General features: G+C 66.2%; 14 protein-coding genes. 12 read left to right on the top strand and 2 right to left on the bottom strand.

The genetic code is table 11. The annotated features are described in order from the left end of the window. The first annotated feature begins 61 nt into the window (after positions 1–61). On the top strand, positions 62–2,698 hold the full coding sequence (mutS, locus tag ABFD92_16095) for a DNA mismatch repair protein MutS (protein MEN6506061.1): 2,637 nt from the start codon (positions 62–64) through the stop codon (positions 2,696–2,698). A gap of 129 nt (positions 2,699–2,827) precedes the next feature. Continuing rightward, positions 2,828–3,640 (top strand): pyrroline-5-carboxylate reductase, encoded by an 813-nt coding sequence (gene proC, locus ABFD92_16090; protein MEN6506060.1) that lies wholly within the window; start codon positions 2,828–2,830, stop codon positions 3,638–3,640. Between the two features lie 128 nt (positions 3,641–3,768). Here the strand turns inward: proC and ABFD92_16085 are convergent, their stop codons facing one another. Together ABFD92_16085 and lpxA are read right to left on the bottom strand one after the other, a co-directional pair. After that, positions 3,769–5,031 (bottom strand): glucuronate isomerase, encoded by a 1,263-nt coding sequence (locus tag ABFD92_16085; GenBank protein MEN6506059.1) that lies wholly within the window; start codon positions 5,029–5,031, stop codon positions 3,769–3,771. Positions 5,032–5,035: 4 nt separating this feature from the next. Further along, positions 5,036–5,863 carry an acyl-ACP--UDP-N-acetylglucosamine O-acyltransferase gene (gene lpxA / locus ABFD92_16080; protein MEN6506058.1) on the bottom strand — a complete coding sequence of 276 codons (828 nt, stop codon included), beginning with the start codon at positions 5,861–5,863 and terminating at the stop codon, positions 5,036–5,038. A 194-nt stretch (positions 5,864–6,057) separates the two neighbouring features. Here lpxA and ABFD92_16075 point away from each other — a divergent pair, with 194 nt between their 5' ends. From ABFD92_16075 to ABFD92_16030, 10 genes are all read left to right on the top strand, one after another. Then, a complete protein-coding gene (locus ABFD92_16075) occupies positions 6,058–7,251 on the top strand; it encodes a PQQ-binding-like beta-propeller repeat protein (GenBank protein ID MEN6506057.1) in 1,194 nt (397 codons plus the stop codon). Positions 7,252–7,353: 102 nt separating this feature from the next. Continuing rightward, positions 7,354–8,145, top strand: a complete 792-nt coding sequence (locus ABFD92_16070) for a ferredoxin family protein (GenBank protein MEN6506056.1) — start codon at positions 7,354–7,356, stop codon at positions 8,143–8,145. Continuing rightward, positions 8,132–9,673 (top strand): radical SAM protein, encoded by a 1,542-nt coding sequence (locus ABFD92_16065; GenBank protein ID MEN6506055.1) that lies wholly within the window; start codon positions 8,132–8,134, stop codon positions 9,671–9,673. The genes ABFD92_16070 and ABFD92_16065 overlap by 14 nt, the downstream gene beginning before the upstream one ends. Next, the gene (locus ABFD92_16060) at positions 9,670–11,268 is read left to right on the top strand and encodes a polyprenyl synthetase family protein (protein MEN6506054.1); all 1,599 of its coding nucleotides are present in this window, start codon (positions 9,670–9,672) and stop codon (positions 11,266–11,268) included. The genes ABFD92_16065 and ABFD92_16060 overlap by 4 nt, the downstream gene beginning before the upstream one ends. Next, the gene (locus ABFD92_16055; protein MEN6506053.1) at positions 11,252–12,193 is read left to right on the top strand and encodes a prenyltransferase/squalene oxidase repeat-containing protein; all 942 of its coding nucleotides are present in this window, start codon (positions 11,252–11,254) and stop codon (positions 12,191–12,193) included. The genes ABFD92_16060 and ABFD92_16055 overlap by 17 nt, the downstream gene beginning before the upstream one ends. A 9-nt stretch (positions 12,194–12,202) precedes the next feature. Further along, positions 12,203–13,996, top strand: coding sequence for a prenyltransferase/squalene oxidase repeat-containing protein (locus ABFD92_16050; protein ID MEN6506052.1), 1,794 nt, complete (start codon positions 12,203–12,205; stop codon positions 13,994–13,996). A 48-nt stretch (positions 13,997–14,044) separates the two neighbouring features. Continuing rightward, positions 14,045–15,229, top strand: a complete 1,185-nt coding sequence (locus ABFD92_16045) for a PQQ-binding-like beta-propeller repeat protein (protein MEN6506051.1) — start codon at positions 14,045–14,047, stop codon at positions 15,227–15,229. Beyond that, positions 15,226–15,984, top strand: a complete 759-nt coding sequence (locus ABFD92_16040) for a glycosyltransferase family 4 protein (GenBank protein MEN6506050.1) — start codon at positions 15,226–15,228, stop codon at positions 15,982–15,984. The genes ABFD92_16045 and ABFD92_16040 overlap by 4 nt, the downstream gene beginning before the upstream one ends. Beyond that, complete coding sequence (locus ABFD92_16035) at positions 15,981–16,664, top strand: ABC transporter ATP-binding protein (protein MEN6506049.1); 684 nt, start codon at positions 15,981–15,983, stop codon at positions 16,662–16,664. Before ABFD92_16040 ends, ABFD92_16035 begins: the two co-directional genes overlap by 4 nt. 197 nt (positions 16,665–16,861) lie before the next feature. Beyond that, positions 16,862–19,996 carry an FtsX-like permease family protein gene (locus ABFD92_16030; GenBank protein MEN6506048.1) on the top strand — a complete coding sequence of 1,045 codons (3,135 nt, stop codon included), beginning with the start codon at positions 16,862–16,864 and terminating at the stop codon, positions 19,994–19,996. The last annotated feature ends 9 nt before the right edge of the window (positions 19,997–20,005 follow it).

The following is a 20,005-nucleotide window of genomic DNA, read 5'->3' as shown; positions in this document are numbered from 1 at the left end:
AGGCAGGCAAAATCCCCCTTTCTCGTTTTTCTCAGCCGCCCGCTGGTATATCATCCGTCACGTGAGCGAAGCCGACAGCCAGTTCGATACCCCCGCGATGCGGCAGTACAAGGTCTTCAAGGACCAGTACCCGCAGTACATCCTCCTGTTCCGGATGGGCGACTTCTATGAGATGTTCTATGAAGACGCCAAGACCGCCTCGCGGGAACTGGGTTTGGCCCTGACCAGCCGCAGCAAGGGCGCCTCGGCCGTGCCGCTGGCGGGGATCCCCTACCACGCCCTGGACAGCTACCTGGCCCGCCTGGTCAAGGCGGGGCATCGCGTCGCCATCTGCGAACAGGTGGAGGATCCCAAGGAAGCGGTCGGCGTGGTGAAACGCGACGTGACGCGCCTGATCACGCCCGGCACGCTCACCGACGAGACGCTGCTGGACCGCAACGAAGGGAATTATCTGGCGGCGATTTTTACCCCGCCCGCCGCGTCGAAAGCGGAAGAAAACGACGCCAAGAGGCAAGCGGGACTGGCCTGGGTCGAGCTTTCCAGCGGGGCGTTCTGGACGATGCTCGCCCCCGGCGAACATCTGCTGGATGAACTTGTCCGCATCGCCCCGGCGGAGGTGCTGATCGCCGAGGGCTCGGCGCACGACGCCCCAGCGTTTCGCGATTCGATTCGACAGTGCACCAACGCCGCTGTCACGTCGCGCGGGGCGTGGGCCTTTGACATGCACACGGCCTTGCAGCAGCTTCGCGAGCACTTCCGCGTCCACACGCTGGAGGGGTTCGGGTTCGAAGCGTACGAGCCGTCGCTGTCGGCCGCAGGGGCGCTGATCGAATACCTGCGGGAGACCCAGAAGACCGCCTTGGCGCACATCGCGCAGTTGCGAAAGTTCCAGCGCACCAGCCACATGGCCATCGACGGCAACACGCTGCGCTGCCTGGAGGTTCACCGCACGCTGCGCAGCAACCAGCGGGCCGGCAGTCTGCTGGCGTGCATCGACCAGACATGCACGGGCATGGGCGCGCGGCTGCTGGAGCGGTGGGTAACCTTCCCGCTGACCCACTACAGCCAGATCGTCGCCCGCCAGGACGCCATCGAAGAGCTCGCCGAAGACCCGCGCCGCCTGCACGCCCTGCGCGAGCTGCTCAAGAGCGCCTCGCAGATCGACCGCATCGCCGCCAATATCGCCCTGGCGCGCGTGCGCCCGCGCGAAGTCGTCGCCCTGGGGCAAACGCTGATAATGCTGCCCAAGCTGGCGGCCATGCTCGAAGGCATCGCCAGCGAGCTCGTCAGCGAACTGTCGCCGCGCCTGACGGGGCTGGACGCCCCGGCGCAGCTTATCGCCGGGGCGATCGATCCGGACTGCCCCAACATCCTGCGCGAGGGCGGCGTCATCGCCGCGGGGTACGACCTCGAGCTCGACCGCCTGCGGTCGATCGGCCAGGACGGGCAGCGCTGGCTGGCCGAATATCAGGCCGCCGAGGCCCAGCGCATCGGCGTGCCGAACCTGAAGGTCGGCTTCAACCGCGTCTTCGGGTTCTACATCGAACTGTCGCACCTGAACCTGGACAAGGCCCCCCCCGACTACATCCGCAAGCAGACGCTCAAGAACGCCGAACGGTACGTTACCGGGCCCCTCAAGCAGTACGAGAGCGAGGTGCTCACGGCCCAGGAGCGGGCCCGTTCGCTCGAGGCCGATATCTTCGAGAAGCTGCGACTGGCCCTGGCGACGCACCTGGCGGCGTTGCAGGCCGCCGCCGAGGCGCTGGCGACGCTGGACGTGCTGGCCGCGCTGGCCCAGCTCGCCCGCCACCGCGGCTACAAGCGACCGAAGATCACACAGGACAACGTCCTGCGCATCATCGGCGGGCGCCACCCGGTGCTGGCCGAGCAGCTCCGCGAGCAGTTCGTCCCCAACGACGTCATCATGGACGCCAAGGACGACCGCCTGCTGATCATCACCGGCCCGAACATGGCCGGCAAAAGCACGTACATCCGCCAGGTGGCGCTGCTGGTGCTGCTGGCGCAGACGGGCAGTTTCATCCCCGCCGACGAGGCGGTGATCGGCCTGGCCGACCGCATCTTCACGCGCGTCGGGGCGGCCGACGAACTGACACGCGGGCTGAGCACCTTCATGCTCGAGATGGTCGAAACGGCCAACATCCTCAACAACGCCACCAGCCGCTCGCTGGTGATCCTGGACGAGGTCGGTCGCGGCACCAGCACGTACGACGGGCTGGCGCTGGCGTGGGCGATCAGCGAGCACCTGGCCCTGCGAGTCAAGTGCCGCGCCCTGTTCGCCACGCACTATCATGAACTGACGGAACTCGAGAGCCTCCTCGACGGCACGAAGAACCTCAACGTGGCTGTGCGCGAGTGGGCCGACGAGGTGATCTTCCTCCACAAGATCACCACCGGCGGCACCGACCGCAGCTACGGCGTGCATGTGGCGCGGCTGGCCGGCGTGCCCCGAGAGGTCATCGAGCGGGCGCGGGAAATCCTGCCCCAACTCCAGGCGCACCTGGCCGAAGGCCTCGACATGCCCGAACTGGCAGAGCGGGCCCGATTGGCTGCGGCCCAGCTCAACCTCTTTGCCGACGCCCCCGTCAGAATCGCACGGGAACTTGCCAGCCTGGACCTGGACAACCTGACGCCGCTGGAGGCGCTGAATACGCTTAAGAGGCTTAAGAGTGAACTGTAGGAACAGATGAGTGGATGGGTGGATGGGTGGATGACTGGATGGTTGGATGGTTGGACGATTGTCGCTCCATCCATTCATCCTTCCATCCATTCATCCATTCATCCATTCCTCTATCCGACGGAGTGAGTCATGCAGAACTATACGCTGGGAATTATTGGCGGAGGCAACATGGCCGAGGCCCTGGTCCGGGGCATCGTCAACAACAGCCCGCGCGTGCAGGCCTCCAATGTCGTCGTGTCCGATCCGGTATCCGACCGGCGTGAGTTGATGACCGCCATCGGCGCCGAGGCCGTCACCGACAACTCCATCCCGGCTGCCTGTCCGTGCGTCGTGCTGGCGGTCAAGCCTCAGACGATGGCCGACGTGCTGGCGGGCATCCAAGAAGATATCACCGACGCCAGCCTGGTCATCTCCATCGCCGCCGGGATCACCACCGCGGCCATCGACAGCGGCCTGGGCGGCAAAGGGCGCATCATCCGCGTGATGCCCAACACCCCGCTGCTGGCGGGCGAGGGCATGAGCGCCCTGTGTGCGGGCCCACGGGCCAGCGAAAGCGACATGCGCCAGGCCGAAGAATTCTTCGCCTTCCGAGGCAAGACGGTGCGCGTCGAAGAAAACATGATGGACGCCGTGACGGCTGTCTCCGGTAGCGGACCGGCATACTTCTTCTACCTGATCGAAGCGATGATCGAGGCCGGCGTCGCCCAGGGCCTGCCCGAAAACACCGCCACGCTGCTGGCCACGCAGACCTGCGCCGGGGCAGCAAAACTGCTAGCCGCCGGAAAGCTGACCCCCGAAGCCCTGCGCGCCAAAGTCACCAGCCCCCACGGCACGACCGAAGCGGCCATCAAAGTCCTCGACAGCGCCGGCACCAAGAGCAAGCTCATCAAAGCCATCGCCGCCGCCGCCGATCGCAGCCGGGAGTTGGGGAAAAAGAAGTAAGTCCACGAATGACACGAATGGCACTAATGGGGAACAATCAAAGATGCATGGAGAATAGGCGTATCCTTACATGAAGTTTCCTATTCTTCATTCGTGTCATTCGTGGACGTAATTCTTCGGCAGCAGGATTATTTTGCCAGGAACGTCTTGAACGAACCGCCGAAGAGGTTACGGATGTCTCTGGCGATTTCAGATTCGGTCGGCCGCCAGCCGTCGTTGAAGAGCTTCGTGTATCGCTCGACGAGCACTTTCTCGGCGATGCGCTTGGCGTGGGCCCATTTGTAGATCACCTGGTCGAGCACCCGGGCGTCGCTGTGCTGGAGCGTGAAAGCCGTCCCCAGTAGTTCCACGCGCATGCGGGTCATCTCTTCAATAATGCTGGCGTTGTTGCAGAACCACCAGCAGCCCTCGACGTGCAGGTTGCGGAACTTGCGGCCGAGCACCGTCAGCTCGTGCTGATTGGCCCGGGCGAGCATCGTCACGATGAACTTGGCACCGGGGAAGTCGCGGCAGAGGTTCTCCACCGCCCGAACGTCCGCCACGCCTAACCCGTCGCCGCCGTCGCGCAGGGGCGGGTTGACGCCGCGACGCACGCCAATCATCATCGCCAGTGGCACGCCCAGTTCCATCGCCACCGGCACGACGACGTTCTGCACCACCTGCGGGGCCGTCGTGCCTTCAGGGTAGATGAACGTCGGCGGCAGTGAGGCGGCCAGGTACGTCGGCTTGAGGATCTTCGCCCAGTCGAGAAGGAACCTGCGGGCCTCTGCGAAGCTGACGCTGCCGCCGGCGGGCTGGGCGTCGTAGCCCTGAGCCTGCAACAGTCGGCAGGCGCCGGGCCAATCGACGATCATCGTGTCGATGCGCAGGGCGGTCTTCAGAAACTCCGGCACTGGTCGTAGAGAGCTGGATGTCTTCCAGTGCTTGACCTCTTCGGCCTTGAAGGGGTCGTTGGTCATGACGGCGTAATCAATGCGCGTCTGCTCGAAGACACGCGTGAGGTAGGCATTGGCGCTTTGCGCGGCGTACCATTTGCGGATGGCGGCCAGGTCGCGTGGACCGGCATCAAGGCCCAGCAGGTTCAGCGTCGTGACGACGCCGCCGGCCACTTCGCTCAGAGCCCCGCCTTCGATGAACACGTGCTTCCAGACCAGGTCGGCCTGGGTGGTCTTGGGCATGGCCCAGAACTTTTCCGGCGTCAGCGAACGGGGAGCGACCATGAACAGCTCGGCGACCAGGTAGTGGTACGTCAGCAGGTCGTCAATGCCCCAGAGCATCAGCCCCCCGTGCGAGGGCGGGAAGAGGTGGGTGTGGATGTCGGTGATGTTGGTCTGGGCGATGCAACGGCGGACGGCCTGCTGCAGCGAAGCGGCATCGGTCAGGTCGGGCATGGGATTACTCCTCGCCGCTCATGATGCGGCGGCGCAGCGGGCACAGTCCGCGGTTGTGGGGTTTGCGGGCCTCTCGGACGTTGTGGATGAACTGGCGGAACTCCGACGCCGCCCAGCCCCACTCCGTGTGGGCGTCCATCGCAGCCAGCGATTCCCTGGCCGAGAGCCTGCGCCGGTACAGCAGCTTGAAAGCTTCCTTGACCTCGGCGCGATCGGTCTCGGTGACCTTGGGGTTTCGCCGCAGCCCGATCCCATTGAGCCCGATGCAGCAGTTGATGTTGGCGCAGAGGGTGAACGGGGGCACGTGCGTGCTGAAACCGCTCTGCCCCTGCGTCATGACGTTGCGCCCGATCCAGCAGAACTGGTGTACCAGCGCGTGGGCTGACAGGATCGCCCCGGTGCCGATGGTGGCGTGCCCGCCGACGGCCGAGCCGTTGACGAGAATGACGTTGTCTTCGATGACGGCGTTGTGCCCGGCGTGGGCGCCGGTCATCCACATTGTGTTGTTGCCTATGATTGTGGCGTTGCCCTCGCCGGTGGCGCGCGAGATCGTCACGTACTCGCGGATGATGTTGTTGTCGCCGATGCGGACGTAGCTAACCTGCCTGGGGTCGAACTTGAAGTCCTGCGGATCTCCGCCGATGACGGTGTGGCTGTCGACGAAGTTGCCCCGTCCCAGCGTGGTGTAGCGGCGGATCACCGCGCCCGAGCGCAGGACCGTGCCGGCACCGAGGGTCACCGCGTCTTCAACGATACAGTACGGGCCAATCTCGACGTCTTCGTCCACCTGGGCCTTGGCGTCGACAATGGCGGTTGGGTGTATTCTGGCCATCAGCAAACTCCCGCGGGTCTGGCCCGCCAGCAAGGCCAGACATTATGACACGTGCGCGCGAAAAATCCAGTCGTCGCCGCGATCTGCCGCAGCGGGGCCCCGGAGCGAGTCGGCTGGAATTTTGGTTGCCAGAACGTTACACTCGCTCTCTCGCGGCAGCGGAACGACCCCTGACCCAAAAGCGGAGATCGGCGATGAAGACTCGAGCGATGATACCGGCTGTGCTGTCGATGATCGTCCTGGGCGCCTGCGCGGTGGCGGCGGACTGGCCCAACTGGCGCGGGCCAGGCCACAACGGTATTTCCGCCGAAACGGGCTGGTTGGCCAAGTGGCAGGCCTCGCGACCGGTAGTGCTGTGGAAGGCCAAGGTCGGCACAGGGTTCTCGTCAATCGCCGTGGCCGACTCGAGGGTCTATACCATGGGCTACGCGTCCAACCGCAACGGCGTCTATTGCTTCGACGCCGCCACCGGCAAGCAGCAGTGGGTCTACTCCTTCGCCGGCGACAAGGGCGCCAAGTACTACGAAGGCGGCCCGCATGCCACCGTGGCGGTCGACGGGGACAAGGTCTACGCCGTCAGCAAGTGGGGGCAGGTGTTCTGCCTGGCCGCGGCCGACGGCAAGCTCGCCTGGCAGAACGATGTCGCCAAGGCTATTAACGCCCAAACGCCCACGTGGGCGTTCGGGTCCAGCGCCATCGTGCAGGGCAAGATGCTGCTGATCAACCTGGGCACGGCGGGCGTGGCGTTGGACAAGGCTTCCGGCAAGTTGCTCTGGCAGAGCGGGCCCGAGTGCTCGGGCTACGCCACGCCTGTGCCCTATGTCGACGGCGGCAAAGAATGCCTGGCGATCTTCGGCAAGGACCATCTTTACGGCATCGACGCCGCCAGCGGCAAGAAGCTCTGGCAGCATCCCTGGCGGACAGAGTACGACGCGAACATCGCCGACCCGATCGTATCGGGCGACAACATCTTCATCTCCAGCGGGTACAATAAGGGCTGCGCCCTGGTTTCCATCGCCGGCGGCAAACCCAAAGTGCTCTGGCAGAACGCCAACATGCGGGCGCACTTCAACACCGCCGTCCTGATCGACGGCCACGTGTACGGATTCGACGAGAGCAGCCTGGTCTGCCTGAATCTCGCCGACGGCAAGAGCCTCTGGAAGAAGGAAGGCCTGGGCAAAGGTTCTCTGATGGCCGCCGACGGGAAACTGATCGTCCTGAGCGAGGACGGCAAACTGGTGATCGCCGAGGCCGCTCCCGCGGCGTACAAAGAACTGCTGGCTGTCAAGATCCTGGCGGGCAAGTGCTGGACGGCCCCGGTCCTGTCCGGCGGGCGCATCTATGCCCGCAACGCCGACGGCGACCTGGTCTGCGTGGGATCAAAATGATCAGCGGTCGAGCACTCGGGCGCCATGGCGGTCTTTTCCCCACCGCCGCGCCCCCGAGTCAAGATTGTGCAGGAGAGGTCACAGCGGAGGATTAGCATCGACATGCCGACGAAGAAGATACTCTTGTGCCTGTGCTCCAACGCCCGCACCCTCGATCCAGGCTCGGTCGCGGCGATGCATCAGGCGCTGGCCGGACGCGACGGCGTCACCGTCGTCGACGATCTATGCGTGCTGGCGGCCAACCGCCGGCCTCTGCCCGCGGCGGATATCGTGCTGGCCTGCAGCGCCCGCGCTGTGCGATGGCTTGCCGATTTCGCGGGCGAGGCGCTGGCTGAGGGCACAAGACTGATCGACTTGAGCATTCCTGCAAACCTTCCCGAGGCGCTTCAGGCCTGCAACGCGGCCCCTGGCGGTCCCGCACCCGTCGCCGCCCCCCCTGCCATGGTCCAAGGCTGGACCGGCTGGTATCCCGTCCTCGACTACGACCGCTGCAGCGGCTGCAAGCAGTGCATGAACTTCTGCCTCTTCGGCGTGTACAGCCTGGGCGACGACGGCCGCGTCGTCGTCTCCAAGCCCCGCAACTGCAAGCTGAGCTGCCCCGCCTGCGCCCGCGTCTGCCCCCAGGGGGCGATCCTCTTCGCCAAGCACGCCTCGCCCGAGATCAACGGCCGCGGGGAACGCGCCGCCGGAGCGAATCTCAACGACCTGCTCAAGAGCGATGCCTACGAAGCCCTGCGCCGCCGCAGCGTGACGGCCGAGCAACTGCAGCAGGCCATGAGCGAACGAAAAGCATGCGATTGCGATTGCAGCGGCGACGGCAAGTGCGCCTGCAGTGATTCTGACGCCTCAAATTCCGATTGCGGCTGCGACTGCGATTGCCATGACTCAAAGTAGCCCAACCCTGCAGCCCTCGGTCGTGCTGGTGGCCGACCGCACCCTCAGCGGCAACTACAGCGTGTTGTTCGAGGGCATCTTCGGCACCATGCAGACCACCAGCACGCCGCGATTCATGATGCGACACCTGCTCTCGCCGCCCATGCCCACCGACACGGCCGGGCGAGCCAAAGCCGCGCCGCTGGGCCTGCGTCGCGTCGAGTCGGCGTTGCGGGCAAGCGGCCTGACCGAGGCGGATGTCGCCGTCGCCACGCCCGAAACCCTGCACCGCCTGCTGGGGCCTTGGACGAAGATCGTGGCTGTCAGCTCGAGCGACCCGCTGGGCCAAGCCATGAGCAACACCACCACCCACTGGTTCTGCGGCGGCGAGCTTTACACCGCCAAGTTGACCGGCGAGATGATGCAGCACATCAAGGCCGCCAAGGAGCGGCATGGTTTCACGGTCGTCGCCGGCGGCGCGGGGGCCTGGCAGTGGGCCGCCGACCCGGCCGCGGCGCAGCGGCAAGGCATCGACACGGTCTTCGAAGGCTACTTCGAATCGGCCGGACCGGCTCTGATCGAATCGATCCTCGCCGGCCGCACGCCGCCGGCCCACGTGGTAGAGCAAGGCACGTGCCTGGACGCGATAGCCCCGATCCGCGGCGCCAGTCTCATGGGCGCTCTCGAGCTCTCGCGAGGCTGCGGCAACGGCTGCACCTTCTGCACCAGCTCGGCCAAGGCGATGGTGCATCTGGGGCAGGATCTGATTTTGGCGGATCTCGAGGCGAACGCGGCGGCCGGCCTGCGGGCGGTCGTCAGCGGCAGCGAAGATTTCTTCCGCTACGGCGCCGCCGGCTGGAAGCTGAACGTGCCTGCCCTGTGCGGACTGCTCGAGGCGATGCGCAAGACCGCCGACCTGTCGTTCATGCAGATCGACCATGCCAACGTCGCGTCGATCGTTCAGCTTGAGACGCGGGAGCTGACCGAGATCCGCCGCCTGCTGACCTGGGACCGGCCTTGCGAGTACCTCTGGGTGAACGTCGGCGTCGAGAGCGCCAGCGGCCGACTTGTCGCCGCCAATGGTGCGGGCAAGCTGGGGCCTTTCGCCGCCGACGACTGGGCCGACCTGGTGCGCCAGACCGCCGCGCGATTGCGGGAGAGCGGATTCTTCCCGGTCTTCAGCATCGTGCTGGGCCTGCCCGGCGAGACATCACAGGATATCGCCGCCACGCACCGTCTGGTACGAGAGCTTTCTGCCGGGCCGTGCGTGATCTTCCCGGTCTTCTACGTGCCGGCAATGAATGGCGACCCGGCGCCCGCCTTTACCACCGCCGACATGCGGGCCGACCACCTGGCGCTGTTCAGCGAATGCTACGAGCTCAATTTCAAGCGCGTCCCATTATTGTTCTGGGACAATCAGCGAGCGGGCGGGGTATCATGGCTGCGACGCAGCGTCTACCAGACGCTGGGACGCGGCGAGGTCATGCTCTGGCGGCGGCGGTTCGCCCGCCTGGGCAAACGCATCGCCGCCGATGAGAGGCCCTCATGACTGATCGGCTGCAGAATAACCCCCGGACCCTTCGACCCGCGCGAGACGCCGGCCCGGGCATTCCCCCAACCGCCCGGCAGCGCCAGGACGTGCGCGCCGCCTGCCGCGACTACGCCGCCCGATGCGCCCTCACGCCCCCGCTGCCGCTGGACGCCCTCGTGCGGCATGGCCGTGCGGCCCTGACCGAGGCGGGGCTTGCCCACCAGTTCGAAGAATTCGCCGCCGTCATCCTCAGCAATGAATTGTGGCGCCCCACCGTAGCGGCGGTCCCCATGAACCGCCGGATGCTGCTGCTGCCCCAGTGCCTTAGACTTGCGCCCTCCTGCAAGGCCGACGTCGATCCGCTCGGCTTGACGTGCCGCCGCTGCGGCGGATGCGCCATCGGCGATTTTGAAACCGAAGCCCAGCGCCTCGGATACGTCACGCTCGTTGCCGAGGGCTCGCCGGTAGTGATGTCGCTGATCCAGTCGGGGCAGGTGCAGGCCGTCATCGGCGTCAGTTGCCTGGCGACCCTTCGCAGCGTCTATCCGTACATGGAAGCCGCCGCCGTGCCGGGCATCGCCCTGCCGCTGCTGCAGGATGGGTGCGTCGATACCTCTCTCGATGAAGACTGGCTGTGGGAAGCCCTCTACGCCAGCAGCGACGCCGGGGGATGCATCGATCTGCAGGCCCTGCGAACACAAGTGGAGAGCTGGTTCACGCCCGAGGCGATCGACGACATCTTCGGCGACGTCGCCGGGCCGGCCGACGAACTCGCCCGGGCGTGGCTGGCGCGGGCAGGCAAACGATGGCGCCCGCTGCTGACAGTTTGTGCCGCTGCGGCGTTGAGCGGCCAAAGCGGCGAAGCGACTGGAGAGCTTCACACGCTGGCGATGGCCGTCGAGTGTTTCCACAAGGCCTCGCTGATCCACGACGACATCGAAGACGCCGACGCCAGCCGCTACGGCGAACAGACGCTCCATCAGAGCCACGGCGTGCCGATCGCCCTCAACGTCGGCGACCTGCTGCTGGGGCAGGGATACCGTCTCATCGCCCAGTGCGGCGCCGCGCCGGAGCGAATGGCCGCAATGCTGTTGGCCGCAAGCAACGGCCATCGCGACCTGTGCCTCGGTCAAGGCCGCGAACTGGCCTGGACAAACATGGCGGCTGAAAAACAGCCGCCATGGCACCCCCGTAGCACGGGCGTCCCGCCCGTGCTCCCGGTCTCTGACATCCTCGAAATCCACCGCATGAAGACCGCCCCGGCGTTCCAGGTCGCTTTGGAACTGGGCGCCATCTATGGCGGCGCGGGCGAGGACGTGCTCAAAGCGCTGGCCTCGTACAGCCAGGCGCTGGGCGCGGCATATCAAATTCACGACGACCTGGCCGATGAGAGCGACGGCGGACTGTCCATCCTGCCCTCGCTGGCCGCCGAACGACCGGACCAGGATCCGCGAGCCGCCGCCGAGGCACTGCTGAGCGGCTTCAAGCGCCGAGCCATCGATGCCCTGGGCGGCCTCACCAACGTCGCCCTCAAGGGCCTGTGCCGCCGCGTGCTGGCGGCCATCTTCAACGACCTCGGCCGCATGGGCTGCTGCGATGACCATTCGCGATGAACTCCAAGCCGCCCTGCGCCGCGGCTGCACCGCCCTGGACAGCAGCGGCATGGAGGCCGTCAAGAGGTTCCTCCCGCTGTTCAGCACCGTCGACGGCGGCTTCGGCGGCTCCAACAGCGCCGGGCAAACCAGTTCCGATCTCTACTACACGATGTTCGGATACCAGTGCCTCGAAGCGCTGGACCTGCACCTGTACTTCGGGTTGCACAGCCCCGGCGGCCACCGGCTATGCCTGGAGGAATACTGCAAGACCAACCTGGACCTGACCCACCTGGCGTGCCTGGCTCGCTGCTGGATTTCGCTGGCGGCGATGGAACACTCACAGATGCCGCCGGGACTGGCCGACGATATCCTCAAACGCATCGAGTCATACCGCAGCGCCGACGGTGGATACGCCCAAACCCCCGCCAGCCGCGAGGGCAGCGCCTATGACGCGTTTCTCGCGATGGGAGCTTACCAGGACCTGCGCCGGCCGTTGCCTCAGAGCGATCAACTCGCACAAGCCCTGGAACAACTGGCGACGGCCGAAGGCGGGTTCACCAACTCCTCTTTGATTCCCATCGCCAACGTTCCCGCCACGGCCGCGGCGATGATCGTGCTGCGACACCTGGGCCGCCCCGCCGAGAGACGGCATGTGGAGTGGCTGATCCGTCAGTGCCGCATCGAGGGAGACTTCGGTCACAGAGGCTTCGTCGCATGGGAAGGGGCGCCGCAGCCCGATCTGCTCTCGACGGCGGTCGCCTTGCATGCGTTGAAGTCGGCCAACGCTTCGTTGGCAGACGTGCGCCAAGTCTGCCGCGAATTCGTTTACATTGCCTGCCGGCACGAGAGCGGGGCCTTTCGCTCAACATGGGGCGACGACGCGATGGTCGACGTCGAGTACCTCTATTACGGGCTGCTGGCCTGCGGCTGTCTGGCAAGGTAAATTTCAGCCATGAGCCAATGCGCCGCCCAGATCGATGCCGCCCTCGCCAACGTGCGTCGTCGCCTGATGGATGAACTGGACAAAGGCGATCACTGGAGTGGCCGGCTTTCCAGCAGCGCCCTCTCCACCGCCACGGCCGCGATGGCGCTGGCGATGCACGGCGACGACGTACAGCCGTCGCTGGCGTGGCTGATCGCCAACCAGAACGCCGACGGCGGCTGGGGCGACACCGACCGCAGCGCCTCGAACCTCGCGACGACGCTGCTGGTGTTATCGGCCTTCGCCGCCGCGAAACACGACAGCGACAGCGATGGCCTCGATCGCGCCAGAGAGTACGTCTCTTCCCAAACCGGCTCGTTGGACGCCAGGTCCATCGCCGCCGCCGTTACCGCCGCCTACGGCGATGATCGAACCTTCGCCACGCCCATCCTCGCCGCCTGCGCCATGAGCGGACTGCTTGATCACGGCCTGGTCACTTCAGTGACCCAGGACTCTTTGTGGAGTTGCATCCCGCCGCTACCCTTCGAACTGGCCATCCTCCCCCACCGCCTGCTGCGATGGCTCCGCCTGCCAATGGTCAGCTACGCCCTGCCGGCGCTGATCGCCATTGGCGCCGCCGTCCACCATCACCGCCGCCCTCGCTCGCTGCTGCGTCCTCTTCGCGACGCCGTGCTGGGCGCCGCGCTGCGAAAGCTCGCCCGCATCCAGCCTGAGTCAGGCGGTTTTCTTGAGGCCGCCCCACTGACAAGTTTCGTCACGGCCGCTCTTATCAGTTCCGGCTTTGGCGATCACGCCACCGTGGCCGCCGGTGTGGGCTTTCTCAAGAGCACGATGCGCAGCGACGGGTCCTGGCCGATCGACACCAACCTCGCCACGTGGGTCACCACGCTGGCGGTAAACGCCATGCCGTCAGGCCTTGACGACTCACAGCGAGCCTCGCTTCGCGCGTGGATCCTGTCGTGCCAGCACAAGCAGGTGCATCCATATACCGGCGCCGAGGCCGGCGGGTGGGCATGGACCAACCTCTCCGGCGGCGTGCCGGACGCCGACGACACAGCCGGAGCCATGCTCGCCCTGCATGCGCTGGGATCCGACGACGCCGCGGCCGGCCGCTCTGCCGTGGCCGGGGCGCTGTGGCTGATGGGCCTGCAGAATCGCGACGGCGGGATACCGACCTTCTGCCGCGGCTGGGGGCGCCTGCCCTTCGACCGAAGCTGCGCCGACCTGACCGCGCACGCCCTGCGTGCCTGGAACGCGTGGAAACCCCACATGGATCTCGAACTGCAAGAGCAGATTGACGCGGCAACGAAAAAGGCCTGGAGGTTTCTCGCACGCGCGCAACAGCACCACGGCTCATTCCTGCCACTGTGGTTCGGCAACGAGAACGCGCCCGCCCAGGCCAATCCCACTTACGGCACCAGCCGCGTGCTGCTGGCGCTGGCGACCTGCCCAACTCCCCGGGATGACCTGCTCCCCCGCGCGGCGAACTGGCTCATCAGCGCGCAGGGCGACAATGGCGGATGGGGCGGCGCGCCGGGGATGGCTGCGTCAATCGAAGAGACCGCCCTGGCGGTCGAGGCGCTCGCTACGGCAGGGGCGGTCCTGCCGCCGGCGCAGTCCCAGGCCGCCCGCCAGGCGGTCGCCGCCGGCGTGCGATTCCTCCTGGCCGCCACCGACGCCGGCACCCGATTCGAGCACGCCCCCATCGGCCTCTACTTCGCCAGCCTGTGGTACTACGAAGACCTCTACGCCCCGATCTTCACCGCCGCCGCGCTGGCCTCAACCAAGATCCTGGGCCGTTGATCGCAAACAGGTTCCCAATCGGCACTTTCGTGACGTATGATGAAGAACATGAATCGGCCCTTGGGAATCTCTGCACTTACGCTGACAGCGCTGGCGTTTATGTCGCTGGCAGCGGCACGGCAACCTGCCTCGGCGCCGGCGACGGGTACCGCGTCGCAGCCATCGTGGCCATCCTGGCGGGGCAATAGCGCCCAGCAGGGCGTGGCGGCGGGGACGCTGGCGGACAAGCTCGCGCTGCGGTGGAAGTTCAAGACGGGCGACAAGGTGCAATCCTCACCTGTCATCGGCGGCGGGCGGGTGTTCGTTGGCAGCGACGATGGCAGCCTCTACGCGCTCAACCTGGCCTCGGGCGAGAAACTCTGGACGTTCAAGACCGGCAAAGAGATCAAGGCCCCGCCGACGCTGCTGGGCCAGACCGTGATTGTCGGCTCCAACGATGGAAACCTCTACTGCCTGGCGGTCGCGGACGGCAAGAAGCTCTGGAGCTTTGAAACGCAGGGGCAGATCTGGGGGGCGGCCACGGTTTTCACCGACAAGACCGGCAAGACCTGCGTGGTCGTCGGTAGCTATGACTACAAGATCTACTGCCTCGACGCCGGCAGCGGCAAGAAGCTCTGGAGCGTCGACACTGAGAACTACGTCAACGGTTCGGCCGTAATCGACCGCGGCAGGGTCGTCATCGGCAGTTGTGACGGCGTGGTGCGCGTGATCGACGGCCAGTCGGGAAAGGTGCTCAAGAGCTACGACATCAAGCCCCATCTGCCAGAGGGCGCCACGACGGCCATCCCCGGCTCGCTCGCCGTCGCCGACAACAGGGTCTATCTCGGTCTCTTCGACAACGCGGTCTTGTGCATGGACCTGACCGACGGCGGCAAGGTTTGGTTGTATCGTCACGACGACGCCTCGTTCATGGGCGCCCCGGCCGTGGGCGATCGGCACGTGATCCTGGGCAGCAAGGCCAACCGCGTGTACTGCCTCGAACGCGCAACGGGGCGGCGCGTCTGGGGATTCGTGGCCAAGAACTCCGTCGATGCCTCCCCGGTCATCTGCGGCGACAAGGTCCTCGTCGCCTCGGCCGACGGGCGGCTGTACCTGCTGCGCCTGGCCGACGGCAAACGCGTGTGGTCGTTCGACGCCGGTCAACCGCTGCTGTCTTCGCCCGCGGTGGCGGGCGGAATGGTCGTCGTTGGCTGCAATGACGGCGTTATCTATGCCTTCGGGACTGCCAGATGAAAATCGCGTACATCACCGCCGGTGCGGGCGAGAACTACCGCTGCGACAACTGCCTTCGCGACGCCGCGCTGCTGCGGGCCCTGTCGCAGGCGGGGCATCAGGTGCTGGCCGTGCCACTGTACCTGCCGGCGTATGTCGAGCAACCCGGCCAAGCCGTCGTCGCGCCGATGTTCTTCGGCGGCATCAATGTCTATCTGCAGCAGAAGCTCGCCCTGTTTCGCCGCACGCCGCGCTGGATCGATCGCCTCTTCGACTCCCCCACCCTGCTGCGGTGGCTCTCGCGGCGCAGTTCGATGACCCGCCCCGCCGATTTGGCCAACACGCTGCTGTCGATGCTCGCCGGCCGCGACGGGCGACAAGCCAAAGAGCTTCAGCGACTCATGGACTTCCTGAGCCTCCAGCGGCACGACGTGGTCGTGCTGTCCAACGCCCTGCTGTCGGGACTGGCCTGCCCCATCGCCCGCGAGCTGCGCCTGCCGGTGGTGTGCCTGCTGCAGGATGAGGATGGCTTTGTCGAGGGCTTGGGCGAGTCCTACTCGGCAGAGGCCTGGAGTGAACTGGCCCGCTGCTGCAGGGATGTTCGCGCCTTCATCGCCCCCTCCCACGCGTACGCCGAAACGATGGCCGGCCGACTAAACCTTCCCCCTGATGCCGTGCATGTGGTCGATCTGGGCGCCCAAGGGGATGAACTGCCCCTGGCGGCCGCGGCGATGTCCAACATCTTCCAGGCCGCAGCCATGGAGGCAGCCACATGAGCCAGACCATTGCCGTGGAACTGCGCGGCGTACACAAGAGCTACCCGGCCCCCGCCGGCGAGGGAATCACGGACGTGCTCGCCGGCGTAGACCTGCAAGTAGCCGCCGGGCAGTCACTGGGAATCGTCGGGCCCAGCGGCAGCGGAAAGAGCACGCTGCTGAATCTCATCGGCGCCCTCGACCGCCCCACGGCCGGAACCGTGCTGCTGGAAGGGCGGGACCTCGCCGGCCTGAACGACCGCCAGCTTTCATCCCTGCGGAATCGTCGCATCGGGATGATCTTCCAGCTCCATCACCTACTGCCTCAGTGTACGGCGATGGAGAACGTGCTCGTGCCTGTGCTGGCTGGCGGAAAGGTCGACAAGGCCGCTGCCGACCGCGCGGGGGCGCTGCTCGAACGCGTTGGCCTGGGCGACCATGCCGACCATCGCCCGGGGCAGCTTTCCGGCGGGCAGCGCCAGCGTGTGGCCGTCGCGCGGGCGCTGATCAACGACCCGGCGATCCTGCTGGCCGACGAACCCACCGGCTCGCTCGACCGCGCCGGCGCTGAGTCGGTAGCCGATCTGCTGACCGAACTGGCTCGTGACGGCGGGCTCACGCTCGTGCTGGCAACGCACTGGACGGAACTGGCCGCCCGCATGCAGAGCGTAATGACCCTCAAGGGCGGAAGACTCTCCTGATCGCAATCGTCCTCGTCCTCGTCGTCCTCGGTTGTTGGACCGGGAAACCGACGACGAGGACGAGGACGAGGACGATGGTCGTCATGAATCGGGTGGCATGGCGACACGCGCAGCGGGTCGCCATGGGCGTGTGCGCTAACCTGGCGACCCGCAAACACAAAAGCGCGTGTCGCCATGCCACCCTGGACAGAAACAGTGTGACCAAGACCAGATTCATAATCTGCAGCCTGCGACATTACCGCTGGACCAGCGGCGCAGTGGCACTCGCCACGGCCGTGGCGTCGGCGGTGCTTGTTGGCGCATTGCTCGTCGGCGACAGCGTGCGCGGCACGCTGCGCACTCGTGCCCTGGAGCGCCTGGGCGGCGTGCAGGCGGCGGTGGACAGTCCGCAGAGGATGTTCACTACGACACTGGACGATCGCATGAATGCCGCCGGCGACATGCATGCGGCGGCGTGGGTACAGGCACGTGGCTCTGCAACCGCCCGCGAAGCCAAGGCCCGAGCCAACAACGTCCAGGTGCTGGGCGTGGACATCCGGACCTGGCGCCAGTGCAACGCCCCGGCCGATCGCTTTGCCGACGGCGCCATCGTCAATGTCACTCTGGCGCAGCAGTTGGGCATCGCCGCCGGCGACCGCGTCGTGCTGCGGATCGCCCGACCGTCGGTTCTGGGCGCCGATGCACCATTGGCCGACACAGGGTCTAACGTCGCGGCGCTGGCTGTAGAGGTGGCCGCCGTGGCGCCAGACACCCCCTGGGGCAATTTCAGCCTGCGGGCAAACCCGACTCCGCCGCAAAACATCTTCGTCTCGCGCGAGATGCTGGCCCGCCAACTCGAGCGGCCGGACCGGGCGAATCTGATTGTGTCCGACGCACCGCGAGATGCGGTCCAACGCGCGTTGGACAAGGCCTACAGCCTGGAGGATGCGGGCCTGAAGATCGTCGCTGTCCCCGGCGGCAAGGAGGTGGAGCTGCGCAGTGAGGCGGTCTTTCTCTCGCAGCCGGAGGTGCAAGCGGCGATTGGCAACTCGCCCGCGGCTACGGGGGTGCTGACATATTTCGTCAACGAATTGCGCGTGGGCGACAAGGCGACGCCATATTCCATGGTCAGCGGCATCGGCGCCCCCAGTAGCACGGGCGTCTCGCCCGCAAACGATGACCAGATCGTCATCAACGGCTGGCTGGCGGAGGATCTGGCGGCCAAGGCTGGCGACACGCTGACGCTCAAGTACTACGTGATGGGCGAGACCGGGCGGCTGAGCGAAACCAGCCGCACGTTCACGATCGCGGCCGTCGTGCCGATCGAAGGCCTGGCCGCCGATGCGACGCTCATGCCGGACTTCCCCGGCCTGGCCGATGCGGAAAACTGCCGCGACTGGAAAGCCGGGTCCTACATCAATCTGAACAAGATCCGCCCCAAGGACGAGCAGTACTGGAAGCAGTACCGTGGCACCCCTAAGGCCTTCGTCACCCTCGCCGCCGCCCAAAGCATGTGGGCCAACCGCTACGGCAACTTGACTGCCGTACGTTTCACTGGCACGGGCGTCCCCAGTAGCACGGGCGTCTCGCCCGTGAGTCGCATGGGCGTCCCGCCCATGCATAAAAAGCAAGACAGGGACCACGGGCGAGACGCCCGTGCTACGGCCGCGCCGCTGCCGAAGTATCTGGGCATCGTTGCCCAGGACGTGCGGGAGCAGGCATTAGCTGCGGCCAAAGGCGCGAACGATTTCTCCGGCCTGTTCATCGGCTTGAGCTTTTTCGTCATCGCCTCAGCGCTGCTGCTGACGGCACTGGTCTTCTCGCTGGGCGTCACTCAGCGCAGCGAGCAGATCGGAATCCTGAAGGCCACGGGATTCACGGCCGGAGCCATCCGGCGGCTGCTGATGGCCGAAGGCCTGCTGCTGGCGATGACCGGCGGCTCGCTGGGCGTTATTCTCGGGATCGGCTATGCATGGCTGATCCTGCGCGGGTTGTCGACGATCTGGTCAGCCGCCGTGGCCGGAGCACAGGTTGACCTGCATGTGATGCCCGTGTCGCTAGCGGCAGGCGCGGCGTTGGCCGCCGTCGCGGCGATCATCGCGATGTACGCCACCCTCCGTCGCCTGAGCGGGCGCCCGGTCCAGCAGTTGCTCAGCGGCCATCGCGCCGCGCCTCGCAGGCGGCGATGGTCGCTCCCCCATCGCGCGGGCAGCGCGTTTTCGGTGCAGCGGTTGACCGTGCGATATCTTCTGGGCCGCTGCGGTCGCAACATCGCTACCGTCGCCCTGCTGGCCTGCGCGGTCTTTCTTATCGCCGTGGTCAGCGTGTTTCGCCAGGACGGCCAGCCCTCCGACAGCCGCAGTTCCGGCACCGGCGGCTACGCCCTGATCGGCGAATCGGCAGTTCCGATCCCATCCGCCAAAGCGGCGTTGCCCGCCGACGAGGTTGAGCAGCACACTTCTATCGTCCCGTTGAGGCTTCACGATGGCGACGATGCAACATGCTTGAACCTCAACGCCCCGCAGCGTCCCCGCATTCTGGGCGTGGACACAGCCGCATTGGAAAGCACCCACCGGTTCCGCTTCGCCTCGACGGATGGACGGTGGATGATGCTCGATGCCGATATCGCCGCCGACACCGTTCCCGCTGTTGCGGATCAGAACACGATCACGTACGCGCTGCACTCAGCCGTCGGGCAGACGATCGCGATCACCGACGACCGGGGCAAACCTCTGAAGATCCGTCTCGTCGGTTCACTGCGGAATTCCATCCTGCAGGGCTCGCTGATCATTTCTGAGAAGCACTTCGTGCGGCACTTTTCCTCCGAAAGCGGATATCGATCCTTCCTGATCGATACGCCAGCCGCCGATCGCGCCGCGGTAGAATCCAAGCTGTCTGAGGCCTATCAAGACTACGGTCTGGAATTGCGACCGACGGATGAGTTGCTCGCCCGGCTCAACTCGGTGCAGAACACGTACCTGGCGATCTTCCAGGCGCTGGGCGGGCTGGGGCTGGTGCTGGGCGGTGTCGGCCTGGGGCTGGTTCTGATGCGAAACGTGCTCGAGCGCCGCAGCGAGTTGGCGATCCTCCGCGCGGTCGGCTTCACCCGCGGGCGCATCGTCGCGATGGTGCTGACCGAGCACCTGGCACTGCTGGCGATGGGACTGGTGATCGGCCTGGCGGCGGCTGCGATGGTCGTGATCCCCCAGTCCCGCTTCATGGATCCGCATGTGCCCGTCGCCCTGCTGTCAGCGGTATTGGGCGGGGTCGTTCTCGTCGGCGCAGCCTCGACCCTGCTGGCGGCGAGACTGGCGCTGCGCGGGCGGCTCATTGACGCGCTGAGAGAGGAATGATTCCGGGTA

The organism is Planctomycetaceae bacterium (assembly GCA_039680605.1).
In the GTDB taxonomy this organism is placed as follows: Bacteria; Planctomycetota; Phycisphaerae; order SM23-33; family SM23-33; genus JAJFUU01.
This window is presented reverse-complemented; position numbering and strand designations above follow the sequence as displayed.